Source organism: Vibrio diazotrophicus (assembly GCF_038452265.1).
Classification (GTDB): Bacteria; Pseudomonadota; Gammaproteobacteria; order Enterobacterales; family Vibrionaceae; genus Vibrio; species Vibrio diazotrophicus.
This window is the reverse complement of the sequence record NZ_CP151842.1, coordinates 343,768-361,572: the sequence shown is the minus strand read 5'-3', so window position 1 is coordinate 361,572 and position 17,805 is coordinate 343,768. Positions and strand designations below refer to the sequence as shown.

19 protein-coding genes are annotated in these 17,805 nt (G+C 45.1%); 13 read left to right on the top strand and 6 right to left on the bottom strand.

What is annotated here, in order from left to right; translation table 11 throughout:
- The first annotated feature begins 10 nt into the window (after nt 1-10).
- The 11 genes from AAGA51_RS01725 (at nt 11) to mgtE (ending at nt 8,338) form a co-directional block, all read left to right on the top strand.
- Nucleotides 11-985 (top strand): KpsF/GutQ family sugar-phosphate isomerase, encoded by a 975-nt coding sequence (locus AAGA51_RS01725; protein WP_042485350.1) that lies wholly within the window; start codon nt 11-13, stop codon nt 983-985.
- Nucleotides 985-1,542 (top strand): 3-deoxy-manno-octulosonate-8-phosphatase KdsC, encoded by a 558-nt coding sequence (gene kdsC, locus AAGA51_RS01720; RefSeq protein WP_042485347.1) that lies wholly within the window; start codon nt 985-987, stop codon nt 1,540-1,542. The genes AAGA51_RS01725 and kdsC overlap by 1 nt, the downstream gene beginning before the upstream one ends.
- Nucleotides 1,539-2,102 carry an LPS export ABC transporter periplasmic protein LptC gene (gene lptC / locus AAGA51_RS01715; protein WP_042485343.1) on the top strand — a complete coding sequence of 188 codons (564 nt, stop codon included), beginning with the start codon at nt 1,539-1,541 and terminating at the stop codon, nt 2,100-2,102. The genes kdsC and lptC overlap by 4 nt, the downstream gene beginning before the upstream one ends.
- Nucleotides 2,083-2,580 (top strand): lipopolysaccharide transport periplasmic protein LptA, encoded by a 498-nt coding sequence (gene lptA, locus AAGA51_RS01710; protein WP_042485338.1) that lies wholly within the window; start codon nt 2,083-2,085, stop codon nt 2,578-2,580. The genes lptC and lptA overlap by 20 nt, the downstream gene beginning before the upstream one ends.
- A 2-nt stretch (nt 2,581-2,582) precedes the next feature.
- Entirely contained in the window at nt 2,583-3,308 is a 726-nt protein-coding gene (gene lptB, locus AAGA51_RS01705) for an LPS export ABC transporter ATP-binding protein (RefSeq protein ID WP_042485337.1), read from the top strand.
- Between the two features lie 43 nt (nt 3,309-3,351).
- The gene (locus AAGA51_RS01700) at nt 3,352-4,815 is read left to right on the top strand and encodes an RNA polymerase factor sigma-54 (RefSeq protein WP_042485335.1); all 1,464 of its coding nucleotides are present in this window, start codon (nt 3,352-3,354) and stop codon (nt 4,813-4,815) included.
- A 23-nt stretch (nt 4,816-4,838) separates the two neighbouring features.
- Entirely contained in the window at nt 4,839-5,126 is a 288-nt protein-coding gene (gene hpf, locus AAGA51_RS01695; protein ID WP_042485332.1) for a ribosome hibernation promoting factor, read from the top strand.
- A gap of 2 nt (nt 5,127-5,128) precedes the next feature.
- Nucleotides 5,129-5,587 (top strand): PTS IIA-like nitrogen regulatory protein PtsN, encoded by a 459-nt coding sequence (gene ptsN / locus AAGA51_RS01690; protein ID WP_042485329.1) that lies wholly within the window; start codon nt 5,129-5,131, stop codon nt 5,585-5,587.
- 19 nt (nt 5,588-5,606) lie between these two features.
- Nucleotides 5,607-6,467 (top strand): RNase adapter RapZ, encoded by an 861-nt coding sequence (gene rapZ, locus AAGA51_RS01685; RefSeq protein WP_042485326.1) that lies wholly within the window; start codon nt 5,607-5,609, stop codon nt 6,465-6,467.
- A 10-nt stretch (nt 6,468-6,477) separates the two neighbouring features.
- The gene (locus tag AAGA51_RS01680; RefSeq protein ID WP_042485320.1) at nt 6,478-6,756 is read left to right on the top strand and encodes an HPr family phosphocarrier protein; all 279 of its coding nucleotides are present in this window, start codon (nt 6,478-6,480) and stop codon (nt 6,754-6,756) included.
- A 226-nt stretch (nt 6,757-6,982) separates the two neighbouring features.
- The gene (gene mgtE, locus AAGA51_RS01675; RefSeq protein ID WP_042485317.1) at nt 6,983-8,338 is read left to right on the top strand and encodes a magnesium transporter; all 1,356 of its coding nucleotides are present in this window, start codon (nt 6,983-6,985) and stop codon (nt 8,336-8,338) included.
- An 89-nt stretch (nt 8,339-8,427) separates the two neighbouring features.
- On the opposite strand, the gene pmbA is transcribed toward mgtE, so the two are convergent.
- A complete protein-coding gene (gene pmbA, locus AAGA51_RS01670) occupies nt 8,428-9,771 on the bottom strand; it encodes a metalloprotease PmbA (RefSeq protein ID WP_042485313.1) in 1,344 nt (447 codons plus the stop codon).
- 383 nt (nt 9,772-10,154) lie between these two features.
- On the opposite strand from pmbA, the gene yjgA reads away from it, so the two are divergent.
- Nucleotides 10,155-10,685: a ribosome biogenesis factor YjgA gene (yjgA, locus tag AAGA51_RS01665; RefSeq protein WP_042485309.1), complete on the top strand. Its 531-nt coding sequence runs from the start codon at nt 10,155-10,157 to the stop codon at nt 10,683-10,685.
- 48 nt (nt 10,686-10,733) lie between these two features.
- Here the strand turns inward: yjgA and thiQ are convergent, their stop codons facing one another.
- From thiQ to mpl, 5 genes are all read right to left on the bottom strand, one after another.
- A complete protein-coding gene (gene thiQ / locus AAGA51_RS01660; protein ID WP_042485307.1) occupies nt 10,734-11,438 on the bottom strand; it encodes a thiamine ABC transporter ATP-binding protein in 705 nt (234 codons plus the stop codon).
- Nucleotides 11,432-13,030 carry a thiamine/thiamine pyrophosphate ABC transporter permease ThiP gene (gene thiP / locus AAGA51_RS01655; protein WP_042485429.1) on the bottom strand — a complete coding sequence of 533 codons (1,599 nt, stop codon included), beginning with the start codon at nt 13,028-13,030 and terminating at the stop codon, nt 11,432-11,434. The genes thiQ and thiP overlap by 7 nt, the downstream gene beginning before the upstream one ends.
- 20 nt (nt 13,031-13,050) lie before the next feature.
- Complete coding sequence (gene thiB / locus AAGA51_RS01650) at nt 13,051-14,058, bottom strand: thiamine ABC transporter substrate binding subunit (protein WP_042485305.1); 1,008 nt, start codon at nt 14,056-14,058, stop codon at nt 13,051-13,053.
- A 371-nt stretch (nt 14,059-14,429) separates the two neighbouring features.
- The gene (locus AAGA51_RS01645; protein WP_042485303.1) at nt 14,430-15,050 is read right to left on the bottom strand and encodes a flavin prenyltransferase UbiX; all 621 of its coding nucleotides are present in this window, start codon (nt 15,048-15,050) and stop codon (nt 14,430-14,432) included.
- 14 nt (nt 15,051-15,064) lie between these two features.
- The gene (mpl, locus tag AAGA51_RS01640; RefSeq protein WP_042485300.1) at nt 15,065-16,423 is read right to left on the bottom strand and encodes a UDP-N-acetylmuramate:L-alanyl-gamma-D-glutamyl-meso-diaminopimelate ligase; all 1,359 of its coding nucleotides are present in this window, start codon (nt 16,421-16,423) and stop codon (nt 15,065-15,067) included.
- 260 nt (nt 16,424-16,683) lie between these two features.
- Here mpl and fbp point away from each other — a divergent pair, with 260 nt between their 5' ends.
- Nucleotides 16,684-17,694 carry a class 1 fructose-bisphosphatase gene (fbp, locus tag AAGA51_RS01635; protein WP_042485297.1) on the top strand — a complete coding sequence of 337 codons (1,011 nt, stop codon included), beginning with the start codon at nt 16,684-16,686 and terminating at the stop codon, nt 17,692-17,694.
- The last annotated feature ends 111 nt before the right edge of the window (nt 17,695-17,805 follow it).

Below are 17,805 nucleotides of genomic sequence, written 5' to 3'. Positions count from 1 at the left end.
GGAGCGTAATATGTCTAATAACTTTGACTACCGCAGTGTTGCTCAGCAAGTTCTGACAACGGAAATCGAAGCATTACAGCAGCTAGATCAATACATCAATGACAACTTTGTCCGCGCCTGTGAAATGATGCTGGACAATAAAAATGGCAAAGTTGTGGTGATGGGTATTGGTAAATCCGGCCATATTGGTAAAAAAATAGCGGCGACACTTGCCAGTACTGGCACTTCAGCATTTTTTGTTCATCCCGGAGAAGCATCTCACGGCGATTTGGGTATGATCGAACACGGTGACATCGTTTTAGCGATATCAAACTCAGGGGAGTCAGCTGAAATTCTCTCTCTGTTTCCGGTGCTAAAACGATTAAATAACCGCATTATCAGTATGACAGGTAACCCTCAGTCAAACATGGCAAAACTGTCTGATATTCATCTACAAATTACGGTTCCAAAAGAAGCTTGCCCTCTTGGTTTAGCTCCGACATCCAGCACCACAGCAACTTTGGTGATGGGTGATGCATTAGCTGTCGCATTATTGCAGGCTCGTGGATTTACTGCGGAAGACTTTGCGCTTTCTCACCCAGGTGGTGCCTTAGGCCGTAAACTGCTAATGAAACTGGCCGACATCATGCATTTCGGTGAAGCTCTGCCAAAAGTAAAACCAACAGCATTGGTCAGAGAAGCACTGTTAGAAATCAGCCAGAAAGGCTTAGGAATGACAGCGGTAACCGATGAAGACGATCATCTTATCGGCATCTTTACTGATGGCGATTTACGTCGAATTCTTGATAAACGCATTGATATCCATACCGCAACCATCAGTGAAGTAATGACGAAGAACCCGACTGTGGCTTCACCAAACTTGCTGGCTGTTGAAGGTCTAAACCTGATGCAGGAAAAGCGCATTAACGGCTTAATGCTGGTGGAAGATGGTAAAGTGGTGGGCGCATTAAACATGCATGACTTGCTTAAAGCAGGGGTGATGTAATGGCTCAGACTGTCGAAACGCTTTATGGCAAGGTTGACGCTTCTATTCTTGCTATCGCAAAAGAGATAAAACTGCTAATTTGCGATGTCGATGGTGTGTTTTCCGATGGCTTAGTCTATATGGGCAATGATGGCGAAGAACTGAAGACATTCCACACCCGTGATGGCTATGGCGTAAAATCACTGATGAATGCGGGAATTGAAGTCGCCATCATAACTGGTCGCCAATCAAAAATCGTTGAAAACCGCATGAATGCGCTTGGTATAAAACTTATTTACCAAGGCCAAGACGATAAAGTGAAAGCGTACAACGATATTTGCCAAAAATTAGCCATAGAACCGCAACATACAGGCTATATTGGTGATGACTTAATCGATTGGCCAGTAATGGAAAAAGTAGCGCTTAAAGTCTGTGTTGCTGACGGGCATCCGCTGCTTGCCAAACGCGCTAACTATGTAACAACAATTAACGGTGGACGTGGCGCAGTGCGTGAAGTGTGTGATTTGATTCTACAAGCACGTAACGAGTTGGACGTTCATAAAGGCTTAAGTATATGAGTTTGTCTCGTATTCTTTATACGATACTTCTGTTTGTCGCTTCATGGTCTGCTTATTACCTGTTCGACAAAGAACAAACGGCTGACATCCAAGTAGCTCCTAATTTGGAACTACCGATGTTTAGCGGAATCAATTTAGATAACGTCTCTTACAACGAGAGTGGCGTAAGAAGTTATGTGATCACATCAACACATTTGGATCACTATGCCAAGAGTGGCAATACCATTTTTGATACTCCGATATTAAAAATCTATCGAGAAGGAAGCAATCAAGAGTGGGAGATCACAGCAAAGCGCGGTATTTTAGCTAAAGATAACGTCTTAACGCTGTATGATGACGTTATCGTGAAGAATTTACTCGACGATTCTGGTTTTGATAAGCTCACAACAACAAGAATGAGCATTCATCTCAAGAACCGTGATTTTTGGGCTGATAATCCAGTAGATTTGAACGGTCCGCAATTTGAAACAAATGGACAGGCGATGAAAGGTAACTTTGGTGACCATTCGGCTGTTCTTTATAACCATGTACAAGGTAGATATGAAACTCTCACACCTTAGTCTTATTGCTTGCTTACTGACTTCTGGTCAGGCTCTTGCTCTATCAACCGATAGCCAGCAACCTGTGTACATTGACTCTGACAGCCAACAGTTAGATATGAAAAGTAACCGAGTTACTTTCCTTGGCGATGTAAAGCTGAAACAGGGCAGCATTAATATCAACGCTGATAAGTTGATCGTCATTCGTGATGCAAAAACCGGACAAATTGAAGAAATAGAAGGCTATGGTGATGTAGCAACTTTTTCTCAGCTGACTGACGATGGAAAAACACTGTACGGTGAAGCAAAAGAGCTGTATTACAAAATGGCTGCCGATGAGTTGACCATGGTAGATAAAGCCTTACTGTCTCAAGATGACAGTGAAATTCGTGGTAACAAAATTCGCTACCAAATTTCATCGCAAAAACTTATTGCTGACGGCAATGGCGGTGGTCGAGTATCCACTGTTCTTCAGCCACAAGCAGCACCAAAAGAATAACTATGGCGATCCTAAAAGCAGAACATTTAGCGAAAAGCTACAAAAAAAGAAAAGTCGTCTCTGACGTAAGCCTAAAAGTAGAATCAGGCCAGATTGTTGGATTACTAGGGCCGAACGGTGCCGGAAAAACAACCTCTTTCTACATGATTGTAGGCTTGGTAGCTCGTGACGAAGGTACCATCAGTATTGATGATAAAGACATCAGTATTTTACCAATGCATAGCCGTTCTCGTATGGGAATTGGTTATTTGCCACAAGAAGCGTCCATCTTCCGCAAACTTTCAGTGGAAGATAACATCATGGCCGTATTGCAAACACGTGAAGAATTGAGCCGAGAAGAACGTCAAGACAAGCTTGAAGATCTGCTCGACGAATTCCACATTCAGCATATCCGAAGCAGTGCAGGTATGGCATTGTCTGGTGGTGAGCGTCGTCGTGTTGAAATTGCCCGTGCTTTGGCTGCAAATCCGCAATTTATTTTGCTGGATGAACCCTTCGCCGGTGTTGACCCTATTTCCGTTATCGACATTAAAAAAATCATTGAACACTTAAGAGATCGTGGACTGGGAGTCCTGATCACTGACCACAACGTACGGGAAACTCTGGACGTATGTGAAAAGGCTTATATTGTAAGTCAAGGGCAGCTCATCGCTGAAGGAACGCCGCAGGAAGTGCTGAACAACGAACAAGTTAAGCAGGTATATCTCGGTGAACAATTCCGTCTATGATTAATATCATGGGCAATTCTAACAACAAGGTAGTCGTTACTGAATGAAACCCTCATTACAGCTTAAGTTAGGCCAACAGTTAGCTATGACACCACAGTTGCAGCAAGCCATTCGCTTATTGCAACTGTCAACACTTGATCTGCAACAAGAGATCCAAGAGGCGTTGGATTCAAATCCCCTATTGGATGTTGAAGAACCAGGAGATGAGCTGTCATCGGTTGAAAGCTTGACGAACAGTCATGAGGAAAAAGATAACAGTGCCGATATCTTAGAGATTGAACCTCAAGATAGTTCTGAACTGATTGAAAAATCCGAAATCAGCGCAGAATTGGAAATCGACACTACGTGGGATGACGTATACAGCGCGAATACAGGTAGCACAGGTATCGCATTAGATGATGATATGCCTGTGTACCAAGGCGAAACGACACAAACACTGCAAGACTATCTTTTGTGGCAACTCGATCTTACGCCCTTCAGCGAAAACGATCACTCAATTGCTCTCGCGTTAATCGATGCCATTGACGACTACGGTTATCTCACCGTTTCTTTAGAAGATATCCAAGAGAACTTCCACAGCGAAGAAATTGAACTAGACGAAATTGAAGCAGTACGAAAGCGTATTCAACAGTTTGATCCACTCGGAGTTGCTTCTCTAAACCTCCAAGATTGCCTACTCTTACAATTGGCAACCTACCCTAAAGATACTCCTTGGTTAGACAGTGCTAAACAAATATTGGCTAATCATATCGATCAACTTGGTAATCGCGATTACAAACTCATATTGAAAGAGACTAAACTCAAAGAAGAGGACTTACGCGAAGTGCTTCAACTGATTCAACAGTTGGATCCACGACCAGGTAGCCGCATTGCCACTGAGCACGCAGAGTACGTCATTCCAGACGTTTCAGTGTACAAAGAGCATGGCAAATGGATTGTCACCATCAATCCAGACAGCGTTCCAAAATTGAAAGTGAACCAGCAGTACGCAAACCTTGGACGCGGTAACAGTGCAGACAGCAACTATATCCGCACCAATTTGCAAGAGGCAAAATGGTTAATCAAAAGCTTAGAAAGTCGAAACGAGACTTTGCTCAAAGTTGCCAAATGCATAGTTGAACACCAGCGTGATTTCTTTGAATATGGCGAAGAAGCCATGAAGCCGATGGTCCTAAATGACGTCGCTTTAGCCGTGGAAATGCATGAATCAACCATTTCTCGTGTTACGACACAGAAATATATGCATACCCCACGAGGTATATTTGAACTGAAGTACTTTTTCTCTAGTCACGTCAGCACTGACAATGGTGGAGAATGTTCATCTACCGCGATTCGTGCACTGATCAAAAAACTGGTTGCTGCGGAAACCCCAGCAAAACCGTTGAGTGACAGTAAGATCGCGGCTCTACTTGCTGATCAGGGGATTCAGGTCGCAAGACGAACGATTGCGAAATACCGTGAATCTTTGGGAATAGCCCCCTCTAGTCAGCGTAAACGCCTGCTTTAAGGCCAAACAGAGAAGGAAAGTCTATGCAAATCAATATCCAAGGCCATCACATTGATCTTACCGATTCAATGCAAGACTATGTTCACTCCAAATTCGAAAAACTAGAACGCTTTTTTGATCATATAAACAGCATTCAAGTGATTTTACGTGTTGAAAAATTGCACCAGATCGCCGAAGCTACGCTCCACGTAAATCAAGGGGAAATCCACGCCACTGCGGACAACGAAAATATGTACGCAGCGATAGATGGCCTGGTGGATAAACTCGTTAGACAACTCAACAAGCATAAAGAAAAGCTAAGTAGCCATTAATCATGCAATTAAGCGAAGTACTTTCATTGAGCTGCACAAAAAGTGCAGTTCAATGCTCTAGTAAAAAAAGAGCCCTAGAAATCATCAGCGAAATCGCTGCAGAATACACCGGACAAAATGCAACTGAACTATTCGAATGCATGCTCAGCCGTGAAAAGATGGGCAGTACCGGTATTGGTAATGGCATAGCCATTCCACATGCCCGAATGGCATCAAGTGATAACGCTGTTGCGGTATTACTTCAATGTGAAGAACCTATCGAATTTGATTCTATCGATAATCGTCCTGTTGACCTTCTATTTGCACTACTTGTTCCTGAAGAACAATGCAAAGAGCATTTGAAAACCCTTTCCTGCATGGCGGAGCGCTTGAACGACAAACAAACGTTAAAACAGCTTCGCAACGCTCAAAGCGACGAAGAGCTGTACAACATAATGGTTCAGCCACCAATGGTTCAATAACCACCCTAAGGTATGCCTTATGCGTTTAATCGTTGTTAGTGGTCAATCCGGCGCAGGCAAAAGCGTTGCGCTGAGAGTTTTGGAAGATTTGGGTTATTACTGCGTTGATAACCTGCCTGTTGTGCTATTGGATTCATTTATCCAATCGGTAAAAGGCAGTAAGCAAAACGTTGCCGTCAGTATCGACATTCGAAACCTACCAAAAGAACCGACATTGGTTGAAGATATCCTTCAGCAACTCAAGCAAAACAACGATGTGAGCGTATTGTTTCTCGATGCAAGCAAAGAGACGTTACTCAAACGCTACAGCGAAACTCGCCGTATCCATCCCCTTTCACTCAGTAACAAGAAGCCAACATTAGAACAAGCCATTGAGCTTGAAAAACGCTTGTTGGAGCCTCTGAAAGAACAAGCAGATTTACTGTTAGACAGCACAGGTAAATCGCTGCACGATCTGAGTGAAACGGTCAGAATGCGTATCGAAGGCCGAGGTCGTAAAGACCTAGTGATGGTGTTTGAGTCTTTTGGCTTTAAATACGGCTTACCGAGTGATGCCGATTACGTGTTCGACGTTCGCTTTTTACCGAACCCTCATTGGCAGCCTGAGCTTCGCCCGTTGACAGGGTTAGATGCTCCGATTAAATCTTTTTTAGAGAGCCATAAAGAAGTGATTGAACTAAAACAGCAGATTCAGCACTTCTTTGAGTATTGGCTTCCACTGTTAGAGAAAAATAACCGCAGTTACCTAACCATTGCCATTGGTTGTACTGGCGGTAAACACCGCTCCGTTTATTTGACGCAACAACTGGGAGAATACTTCTCACTGTTGGGTCATCAAGTACAAATTCGCCATACTTCACTGGAAAAAAATCACTCATAGAGGATGCCCTATGCCGCAATCTAGCCGTACTGTTCTTATCCAGAATCGCCTTGGTTTACACGCACGAGCGGCAGTCAAACTAGTGGAGTTAGCACAATCCTTCGATGCCATTTTGACCATTCAAAGCCAAGAGGGCAAAGAAGCAACGGCAGACAGTGTGATGGGACTGCTAATGCTGGAATCAGCACAAGGTCAGAACGTAACCATTTCAGCCGAAGGTTCACAAGCAGAACAAGCCCTCGATGCCGTTTGCCATCTAATTGAAGATAAATTCGACGAAGACGAATAACACGCCACAATGAATGTTACCTGCACAAGTGCAGGAGTATTCAGTCAAGACACCGATAAGTGAATGCAATTCATGATCGCGATGAATAGAATTACCCCATCGAATGTCATCGTTAAGTTATGGAGAGACAAATAATTAATCTTTGCCAACAAGTTACTATTAAATAAGGCATAGAATTAAGTTACTATGCTGCGCATTGTAAGTATTCATTCACGAGGAGGAAGCCATGGCCGAGCAAATCGAGTTTGACCAAGCACATAACACCCTCCAAGAAATCACAGAAGCATTAGAAAATGGTCGCTTCGTCCATGTCCGTAGACAACTACAAGACATGGAGCCAGAAGACATTGCACATCTACTTGAAGCCTCGCCTCGCAAAGCACGTAACGTACTGTGGCAACTGACCGATCCTGAAGATTACGGTGAAATTCTTGATGAACTAAACGAAGACGTCAAAGATGCCCTCGTATCGAAAATGGCGCCTGAGAAACTGGCAGAAGCAACCGAAGGCATGGACACTGATGATGTCGCCTATGTTCTTCGTAGCTTACCTGACGATCTCTCTCGCGAAGTTCTCGATCAGATGGACTCCGCTGACCGTCTGCGTGTAGAAACGGCGCTGTCCTACCCTGAAGATACCGCTGGCGGCTTGATGAACACCGACGTTATCACCATCCGTGGTGATGTTGATGTCGATGTTGTATTACGTTACCTGAGAATGAAAGGTGAACTTCCAGAAGCCACCGATGCTCTTTATGTTATCGACTCGGAAAGCCGTCTAATTGGCCACCTATCGTTAACAGCGCTGCTCACCGCTCAAGTAGATGTGTCTGTCAGCGATATTATGGAAGACGCAGACGAAGCGATTAAAGTCGATACAAAAGACTCAGATGTAGCAAGCCTGTTCGAACGTCGTAACTGGGTCTCAGCACCTGTGGTTGATGAAAACCAGCATCTTGTTGGCCGTATCACCATCGATGACGTGGTTGACGTTATCCGTGAAGATGCAGAGCACTCGATGATGAGTATGGCCGGTATGGATGACGACGAAGATACCTTCGCTCCTGTTGTTCAATCCGCTCGTAAACGCAGTATATGGCTTGGTGCGAACGTATTAGCGGCATTAGCGGCAGCTTCTGTATCAAACATGTTTGAAGCCACTTTGGACCAAATGGCGGCGATTGCCGTGTTGATGACCATTGTGCCGTCGATGGGCGGTGTGGCCGGTAACCAGACTGTAGCACTGGTCATTCGTGGCTTAGCTTTAGGTCATATCGGTGACAGTAACAAACGCGAGTTATTACTCAAAGAAGCCTCTATCGGATTTCTAAACGGTATCCTTTGGGCTCTGATCATTGGTGCCATTGTCGTCGCTTGGAAAGGTGAATGGATGTTGGGTGGCATTATCTCAGCAGCCATGATGACCAATCTCTTCGTGGCAGGTGTCGCAGGTGTAATGATTCCAGTTATACTGAAGAAAATGAACATCGACCCAGCACTGGCTGGCGGTATGGCACTGACCACCATTACCGATGTGGTTGGCTTATCGGTATTTTTAGGTTTAGCTACCCTTTTTATCTGAAAAGTCTGCTTATCTAAAAGATCTGTTTATCTGAAAATCAAACATAAAAAAGCGCTGACATTTCATCAGCGCTTTTTTGTTCTCTCAATTTACTCGCCTGCGACTTTCATCGACTCAAGCAAAATAGAACCCGTCTGGATTTGCGAACGCGTTTCTACATCGCTACCCACAGCCACAATCTGATTAAACATATCTTTCAGATTACCAGCAATGGTGATTTCCGATACCGGATACTGAATCACTCCGTTTTCAACCCAAAAACCAGCCGCACCGCGAGAATAGTCACCAGTGACAACATTCACGCCTTGCCCCATGACTTCTGTCACTAGCAGACCGGTACCAAGCTCTTTCAGCATTTGCTGAAAGTTCTGCCCTGTCGATTTCACAAAGCAGTTGTGAATACCACCAGCATGACCTGTTGGTGTCATCCCCATTTTTCTCGCCGCGTAGCTGGTGAGAAGATAAGTTGAAAGCACACCGTCAGTGATGATTTCTGTATCAACGGTTCTCACCCCTTCACTGTCAAACGGACTCGACGCAAGACCTCGCAGAATATGGGGGCGTTCTGAAACGTTAAACCAGCTAGGAAGAATTTGTTTACCTAAGTGATCAAGTAAGAATGATGACTTACGGTATAGGTTGCCGCCGCTGATAGCCATCACTAAGTGACCAAGCAGTCCCGTAGCCACATTGGCTGCAAACATCACAGGGAACTTACCTGTTTTCAATTTCTGCGCATCTAGTCGGCTTACGGTTTTCTCAGCCGCATCTTTACCCACGACTTCTGGAGACCACAAATCATCGCAATGACGAGCTACGGTGTAGCTGTAATCGCGTTCCATCTCACCATTTTTGCCTTCACCAATCACACAGCAACTAATACTGTGACGACTGGACGCATAACTACCCAGCAGGCCGTGACTGTTTCCGTACACTTTAACGCCGTAATGGCTGTCATAACTTGCACCATCACTTTGTTTGATTCTGTCGCTAACATTCAGTGCGGCTTGCTCAGCGGCTATTGCAATCTTAGCCGCGCTGTCTGGATCAATCGAATTGGGGTGAAACAGATCTAAATCAGGGATCTCTTTTACCATCATCTCTTTAGGTGCTGGTCCAGCGAATGGATCTTCCGACGTGTATTTCGCGATATCTAAAGCAGCCATTACCGTCTGCTGAATCGCTTTTTCACTCAAGTCAGAAGTTGAGGCGCTGCCTTTACGTTGCCCACGATATACAGTGATACCTAAAGCACCATCACTATTAAATTCAACATTCTCTACTTCGCACATGCGAGTAGAAACACTTAAACCAGTGCTCTTGGTAATGGCAACTTCAGCTGCATCTGCACTGGCTGATGCCATCTCTAGCGCTTTCGCAACTGCGGCTTCAAGTTCGGTACGCTGCATAGCGACTTGCTGTTTTACATCCATATCTCATCCAACTATTGAGCTTTTGATAGGGTCTGTTGACCTTTTGAGGTTAAATTTTGTTCGAGTTAAAAGCGTTTTAATCGCGGCGCAAGATATATAACTTAGTTATTCTAAGTGAATAGCTTGCAACAAAGAGTAAAACGCTTTTAGCCGAACCCTTCGGGCAGCATTTATGAACAGCTTCTACCGCGTTATCGCTTACTTGTGGAGAATACTACACGGCATAAGCTCTGCCTTGTATAAGCTGTTCATAAATTGCTGCAAAAATCATCGCAAAAGGTTAACAGACCCTAATTACTTAGCTATAGAGTAACAAGAATTTCGCTTTCTCCCCACGATTCTTGCTAAAATAGCTGACATATACACCTCAATAGTTGAAGAAAATGGCACGTAAAAACCAAAAAGCTCCTTGGGAAGAAGAAGAGGAGATCATTTGGGTTAGTAAAACCGAAATGAAAAATGACATGACTGCGCTGCAAAAGCTCGGTGAAGAACTGGTTGGTTTGAAATCATCACAGTTATCAAAAATACCGATGCCTGAAGATTTGCTACTGGCAATCAAAGATGCGCAACGTTTCAACATGGAAGCTAGACGTCGTCAACTGCAATACATCGGTAAAATGATGCGTACTATCGATCCTGAGCCAATCCAAGCGGCGCTGGACAAATTACGCAACAAACACTCACAAAATACTGCGGTATTACACAAGCTTGAGCAGATGCGTGATCGTATCGTTGAGCAAGGTGATGATGCTATTAACGACGCAATGGTTTTATATCCAGAAATGGATCGCCAACGCTTACGTCAACTTGCTCGCCAAGCGAAGAAAGAGAAAGAAGCGAATAAGCCACCAAAAGCGTCTCGTGAAATCTTCCAAGTATTGAAAGAACATAACGACGCATCAATTTTGTAACGCGATTAATTGTGCATTAAAAAAGCCTCACCAATGTGAGGCTTTTTATTATTCTCCCGCTCTGACGAAGTCACTGAGCAATGGATGTGGATGCGAAGATGACAGCGCATCAACCTCATCAAACACTTGTACCCGCCCCTCAGCCAGAAACGCAAAATGTGAGGCTATCGCTTTCGCATCACTCAGATGGTGAGTCACCATCACCACGGTAATATTGCGCTCAGTTGCTAAGCGTTTGACTAAGCTGAGCATCTCCTCACGTAACAAAGGATCCAACGCTGAAAACGGTTCATCAAGCAACCAAATGGGATGCGACTGAACAAAACATCGAGCGAGAGCCACTCTCTGACGCTGACCACCGGAAAGGCTTTGAGGCAGACGATTCATGAACTCCTCTACCCCTACCTGTTTTGCCGCAATATCAACTTGTTCTTTTTGCTGCGCGGTTAAATTCAGGCTTGGATTCAAACCCAACGCGATGTTTTCTCGTACCGTCAAATGGGCAAACAAGTTGTGCTCTTGGAACAACATTGAGAATGGGCGCTGATAGGGTTCTTTACCCAGAAGTGACTCGCCTGCAACACTCACGTTTCCACTGTTCGGCTCAATGAATCCAGCCACCAAACTGAGCAAAGTCGATTTGCCTGCACCACTTGGTCCCATCAAAGAAACAATCGCGCCTCGAGGGATAGTCAAACAAAACTCAAACCACTCATTTTGATATTCATAGCGTACGTTTTCTAAAACTAACATTCACGACCTCTGGAAGAATGAGCAATAAAGAGTTTTTCGATCACAACAAAGCAGCAGACACTCATAAGTAACAAGGTGAGTGACACCACCGCAGCAGACTCCATTTGGTAACTACCGAGTAGCTGGAACAGATACAGTGGCAGAGTTCGGAAATCTTGGCTGCCAAATAAAGCTATCGCGCTGAGATCACCCATAGAGAGCAAAAAGCTGATTGCAAACGCATGCGCCATCGGCTTACTCAACGCTTTTCCTTCAATTAATCTGATTCGATGCCAGCCGCGGATACCCAAGGACGCGCAAAGAAGCTGATACTGTTGCTCAATATGCAGCATGGGCTGAGCCAGTGTTTTCAACACATAAGGTAAAGCCATCAGAGCATTAACGGCCACTACAACCCAAAATGCAAAACTGAACGCATCGGTAAAACTGCGCAGCAACAAAAATAACCCGGTACTGACGACTAATCCCGGAGTAACAAGAATGATGGTTCCGGTTAGTTCAAGCGTGGTCGCTTTTGCCGTTTGATATCGGATACGCCAAAAACGGGTAGTCATCAAAATAGCAATGCCCGCAACCAAAGCGAATGAAGACGCAAGAACCGCCACTTGTATGGATGCAGAAAACGCATTCCAGAACAGGCTATCCGATAACACTGAGAGAACCTGCCAGTTAATACCGCTTAGCAAAACCATCAATAACGGCGGTACCACAAGCACAATAACGAACAGAATCCAGAACCCGTCCCAACAACGCGTCTTGGTTGAATCTCGGCTAACCACGTTGTGCGTTGCCACATTACCTGCGGTTACTGCTACAGGCTTGGCGAGTTTCTGAATCGATAAATACAAAACGCTGCAAAGAATGATCTGCCATAGCGCTAATAGAGCACCTGCTTGCAGGTCGAAATCAAACTTAATCGCTTGGTAGATGGCGAGTTCAATGGTTGTCGATTTTGGTCCTCCCCCCAGCGCCATCACAGTGGCAAAACTGGTGAAACACAACATAAAGACCAAACCACAAACATGAGGTAATTGCTGACGAATCCGTGGCCACTCCACCCAACGGAATTTATGCCAGTGACTCATCCCCAAATGCGCGCACAACTTATGCTGTTCATCAGGAATGGATTCTAATGCTTGCAGTAATAAACGACTGGCGTAGGGAAGGTTAAAGAAAAAATGTGCCAGCAAAATACCGTTCAATCCGTAGATAGAAAAAGGCAGGTTCAGTTCAAACCAACTCAGTACCTCCGCCAGCAATCCACTATTGCCGTATATTGCCAACAGACCAAACACGCCCACCAGTACAGGAAGCACCAGTGTTGTGGCAAACAGTTTGATCAGCAGGCTTCTCCCCCAGAATCGCCGTCTGTATAGCGCATGGGCGACCGGAACCGCGAAGCCGACACTCAGCAACATCGATAGGCTGGCTTGATAAAAGCTAAACTGAGTGACGTGGCGATAATACGGATCCTGCCAGACCTGAGCAAAGTTCAGGCTAGGTGCATGGAGAAGTAACGCGCACAATGCAGAAATGACAAAGGTCGCGACCAGTATCGCGACCCCAATGCCTATTTTAGGTACAGAGTTCAAACTCACTTAAACCTTAGACGTTAAAAAGTTAAGGCGTTTTGCCATTCACGAACCCAAGCCTTACGCTCTTTTGCCACTTCGTCTGCGGTGAAAGTTAACGATTTTTGTGGTACTGAAAGTGAATCAAACCCTTCTGGTAGTTCCGTGTTTGTCACCGGATACATCCAGTTGCCAGTTGGAATCACAGACTGAAAATCATTGCTAAGAATAAAGCTCATAAACTCATCAGCAAGTTTTTGATGCTGGCTGGTTTTCACCTTCGCAGCCACTTCAACTTGCATATAATGGCCTTCAGAGAAGTCAGCCGTTGCAAAGCGAGCATCATTTTCAGCAATCAGGTGGTATGCAGGAGAAGTGGTGTAGGAAAGAACTAGGTCCGACTCGCCTTTCAAGAACATAGAATAAGACTCAGACCAACCTTTAGTCACAGTCACCGTTTTCTTCGCTAAGCTCTTCCATGCTTCTGTGGCGTTGTCGCCATAAACAGACTTCATCCAAAGCAACAGGCCTTGACCCGGTGTCGAAGTACGTGGGTCTTGATAAATCACTTTCAGATCATCACGGCTTTCAACCAGCTCTTTTAGGCTTTTCGGTGGATTGGCCAATTTTTCTTTGTTGTAAACAAAAGCAAAGTAGCCATAGTCGTAAGGAACGAAAGTATCATCGCTCCAGCCGTTCGGCACTTGAAGAGACTGTGTATCAACAGAGTGTGGTGCCAACAAGCCGGTTTGTTTCGCTTCTACCATAAGGTTGTTGTCTAAACCCAATACGATGTCTGCTTTGGTTTTATCGCCCTCTAGACGCAGGCGGTTCAAGATAGACACACCGTCATCCAGAGCGACAAAATTTAAATCACAGCCACATTGAGCTTCAAATGCTTTCTCAATAGCAGGACCAGGTCCCCACTCAGCAGCAAATGAGTCATAGGTATAGACAGTTAGAGTGTTATCGGCAGCGAAAGCTGTACTAGATGATGTTGCAATAAACGATAAAGTTGCCAAAGCAATGGCAGAAAATTTGGTGTTCAAGGCTCGCTCTCCTCAGAGCTGACAGGCTTGAGGGAGGACAGGAATAATCGGATGTTTGATTATCACATTCCCAACTCAATTCCTACGCCAGCATTATCTGGTTCAGGTAAATACCACTATTAAAATAATAATGGACTTCGGGTCCCAAGCTCTGCTTGATCTCAGCGCCATTCATCTGGTGAATGGTTAGCCCCCCGTGAGTAAAGTGGATTGTAAATGTAAACGAAAATAGATGCTACTTATACTCTTTCTACTTGAAGCTGCAGCGGTGTTGGCTGCGTTCGTTCACCCCAATCACATAGTTTATCTATGTTCATGGGAATTCACTTACTTGCCGCCTACCGCAACTCCAAGTAGTTTGAGTATCTACGTTAACTACGTTGATCATACCCCCAGCGCGGTACAAGAGTTTGCTCAATGCCCAGATGATCCAATATACGAGCGACCATAAAATCAACCAGATCATCAATCGATTTAGGTTGATGATAGAAACCCGGAGCAGCAGGCATAATCGTGACGCCCATTTGCGAAAGCTTATGCATGTTCTCCAGATGCAACGTCGAAAATGGCGTTTCTCGCACCACCAGCAGAAGCTGACCACGCTCTTTCATCACCACGTCCGCAGCACGCTCAATAAGATTGTCCGACATTCCATGAGCAATAGCGGCCACACTACCTGTAGAGCAAGGACAAACGATCATCTGTTTTGGTGCCGCAGATCCAGACGCGACAGGAGAGAACCAATCTTCCTTACCACAAACGATCAACTTCTCAGCATCACACTGAAGATGTTCGACTAGTGCCGCTTTCGCTGCATCAGGACCACTTGGCAGTTTCAGATCGTGCTCTGTCGCCAACACCACGCGCGCCGCAGACGAAATCAACAGATAGACGGTGTAATCGGCAGCGAGTAGACATTGCAACAGACGCAGCCCGTAGGGAGCACCTGATGCCCCCGTCCACGCTAAGGTAATCGCTTTGCTTTGGTTCATATCGTTCTCATATTCTACTGTTTAGCTTTGAGTGCGGTGAGTAACTTATCGTGAATACCATTGAAGCCACCGTTACTCATCACCAGAATCTGATCGCCGGCTTGTGCTTCAGAACAGATCATTGCAACGAATTCATCAATATTATCGCTGACCCGAGCCGGCTGTGCACACTGCTCTGCCACATCCTGAACAGACCAAGGGATCGTTGCTGGCTGGAACAAGTAAACCGAATCTGCCGCGTGAAGTGACTGAGCCAAGGTTTCTTTATGTACGCCCAGCTTCATTGTCGCTGAACGAGGTTCCAATACCGCGATGATTTTCTTGTCACCCACTTTATTGCGCAGACCACCTAAAGTCAGTTCAATCGCCGTTGGATGATGAGCAAAATCGTCATACACAGTCACCCCCGCGGCTTCGCCTTTGAGCTCTAAGCGGCGTTTGGTGTTGATAAAAGACCCCAAGGCTTCACAAGCCAGATCAGGCGTGACTCCCACATGACGTGCCGCAGCTACCGCCATCAGAGCATTGCTGACGTTATGATCACCGACTAAATCCCACTTAACCGTACCAACACGCGTGTTTTTAAACAGAATATGGAACTGAGAGCCATCTTTAGTGATTTTTTCTGCTTGCCAGTCAGCATTGTCACCACTGAACTCAGTTTCACTCCAACAACCACGCTGCAAAACATCTTGTAATGCTTCATCTTGCATTGGTGCGAAAATACGACCGTTGCCCGGCACAGTTCTGACTAAATGATGGAATTGACGCTTGATCGCTTCAAGATTGTCGAAGATATCTGCATGATCGAACTCCAAATTATTCATCACCAATGTTCTAGGATGGTAATGAACAAACTTAGAACGCTTGTCGAAAAAAGCACTGTCATATTCATCAGCTTCCACGACAAAAAACATGCTTTCGCCCAAACGCGCTGAAACACCGAAATTACCCAGTACTCCGCCAACCAAAAAACCCGGTTGGTAGCCACAGTGCTCAAGCACCCATGTCAGCATACTGGACGTGGTCGTTTTACCGTGTGTTCCTGAAACAGCCAGTACCCAACGGTCATGCAAAAGAAACTCTTGTAGCCACTGAGGTCCTGAAACATAGCGCAAGTTGTTGTTAAGCACATATTCAACACATGGATTACCACGACTCATCGCGTTACCAATCACCACCAAGTCAGGCTTCGGCTCAAACTGGGTCGTGTCAAAACCTTCAATTATTTCGATCCCTTGCGACTCGAGCATGGTGCTCATTGGCGGATAAACATTGGCATCGCTACCGGTAACTTTGTGACCCAACTGACGCGCCAACATCGCAACGCCACCCATGAATGTGCCACAAATTCCTAAGATATGAATATGCATCGAGCTTAATCTCTTCACGCTTTACTGTATTGGCTCCCATTATCCTCATTCGCATCGTAAAAGCGAGCATCGAAGATCAGAGCAATGTAATTTGTAATAAGTCGACATAAAAAATGAGATATCAAACAGTTAGTTCAGTACCCGTAAAAAGATAAAAGACCTAAACTCTTTGCGGGCGCGCGTGTCAAAAAAGTTCCAACAGAGAACACCTCACAGCCCCACTAAAAATCCCCCCGAAAATATAGTGTTAAGGAAATAACATGTCTGAGATGCGCACCCTTGGTGAGTTCATTGTTGAGAAACAACACGACTTCCCCCATGCAAGTGGTGAACTATCGTCCCTACTGGCTTCTATTCGTCTTGCCGCGAAGATTGTAAACCGTGAAATCAATAAGGCTGGCCTTGCTGATATCACAGGTGCATCTGGTCAGGATAATGTGCAAGGTGAAGAGCAGCAAAAACTGGATGTTTATGCCAACGACAAATTTAAAGCCGCGCTTGAAGCGCGTGACCAAGTTTGTGGCGTAGCCAGTGAAGAGGAAGATGAAGCTGTAGCCTTTAATAAAGACCTCAACAAAAATGCGAAATACGTTGTCTTGATGGATCCGCTTGATGGCTCGTCAAACATTGATGTGAACGTGTCAGTTGGCACAATTTTCTCCATTTATCGTCGTATTTCTCCGGTCGGCGCTCCACCGACAGCAGAAGACTTCTTACAACCTGGCCACAAACAAGTTGCCGCAGGGTATGTGATTTACGGCTCTTCGACCATGTTGGTTTACACCACTGGTAACGGTGTCAATGGCTTTACCTATGACCCTTCGATTGGTTCTTTCTGTTTATCGCATGAAAATATGCGTATTCCAGAAAGCGGTAAGATTTACTCGATTAACGAAGGTAACTACATCCGCTTCCCGACTGGCGTGAAGAAATACATCAAATTCTGCCAAGAGAATGTGCCTGAAGATAATCGTCCTTATACATCACGTTATATCGGCTCTTTGGTTGCTGACTTCCACCGCAATCTGCTCAAAGGCGGCATCTACATGTACCCGAGCACAGAGAGCCATCCAAATGGAAAATTACGCCTTCTGTACGAGTGCAACCCAATGGCATTTTTGATGGAACAGGCTGGCGGTATTGCCTCTGATGGTAAGAATCGTATTCTGGATATCAAACCAACCGAACTGCACCAACGTGTGCCTTTCTTTGTTGGTAGCCCAACTATGGTCGACAAAGTCGAAGAGTTCTTAGAGAACTACCCAGACTAAGAACGATCCGATAACTATTGACTGACAAGAAAGCGCCTTACAGAGGCGCTTTTTTTATCTCTCTTTCATCAATCAATTACGCATTTTTTGACCTACAATTGCATCAATTAG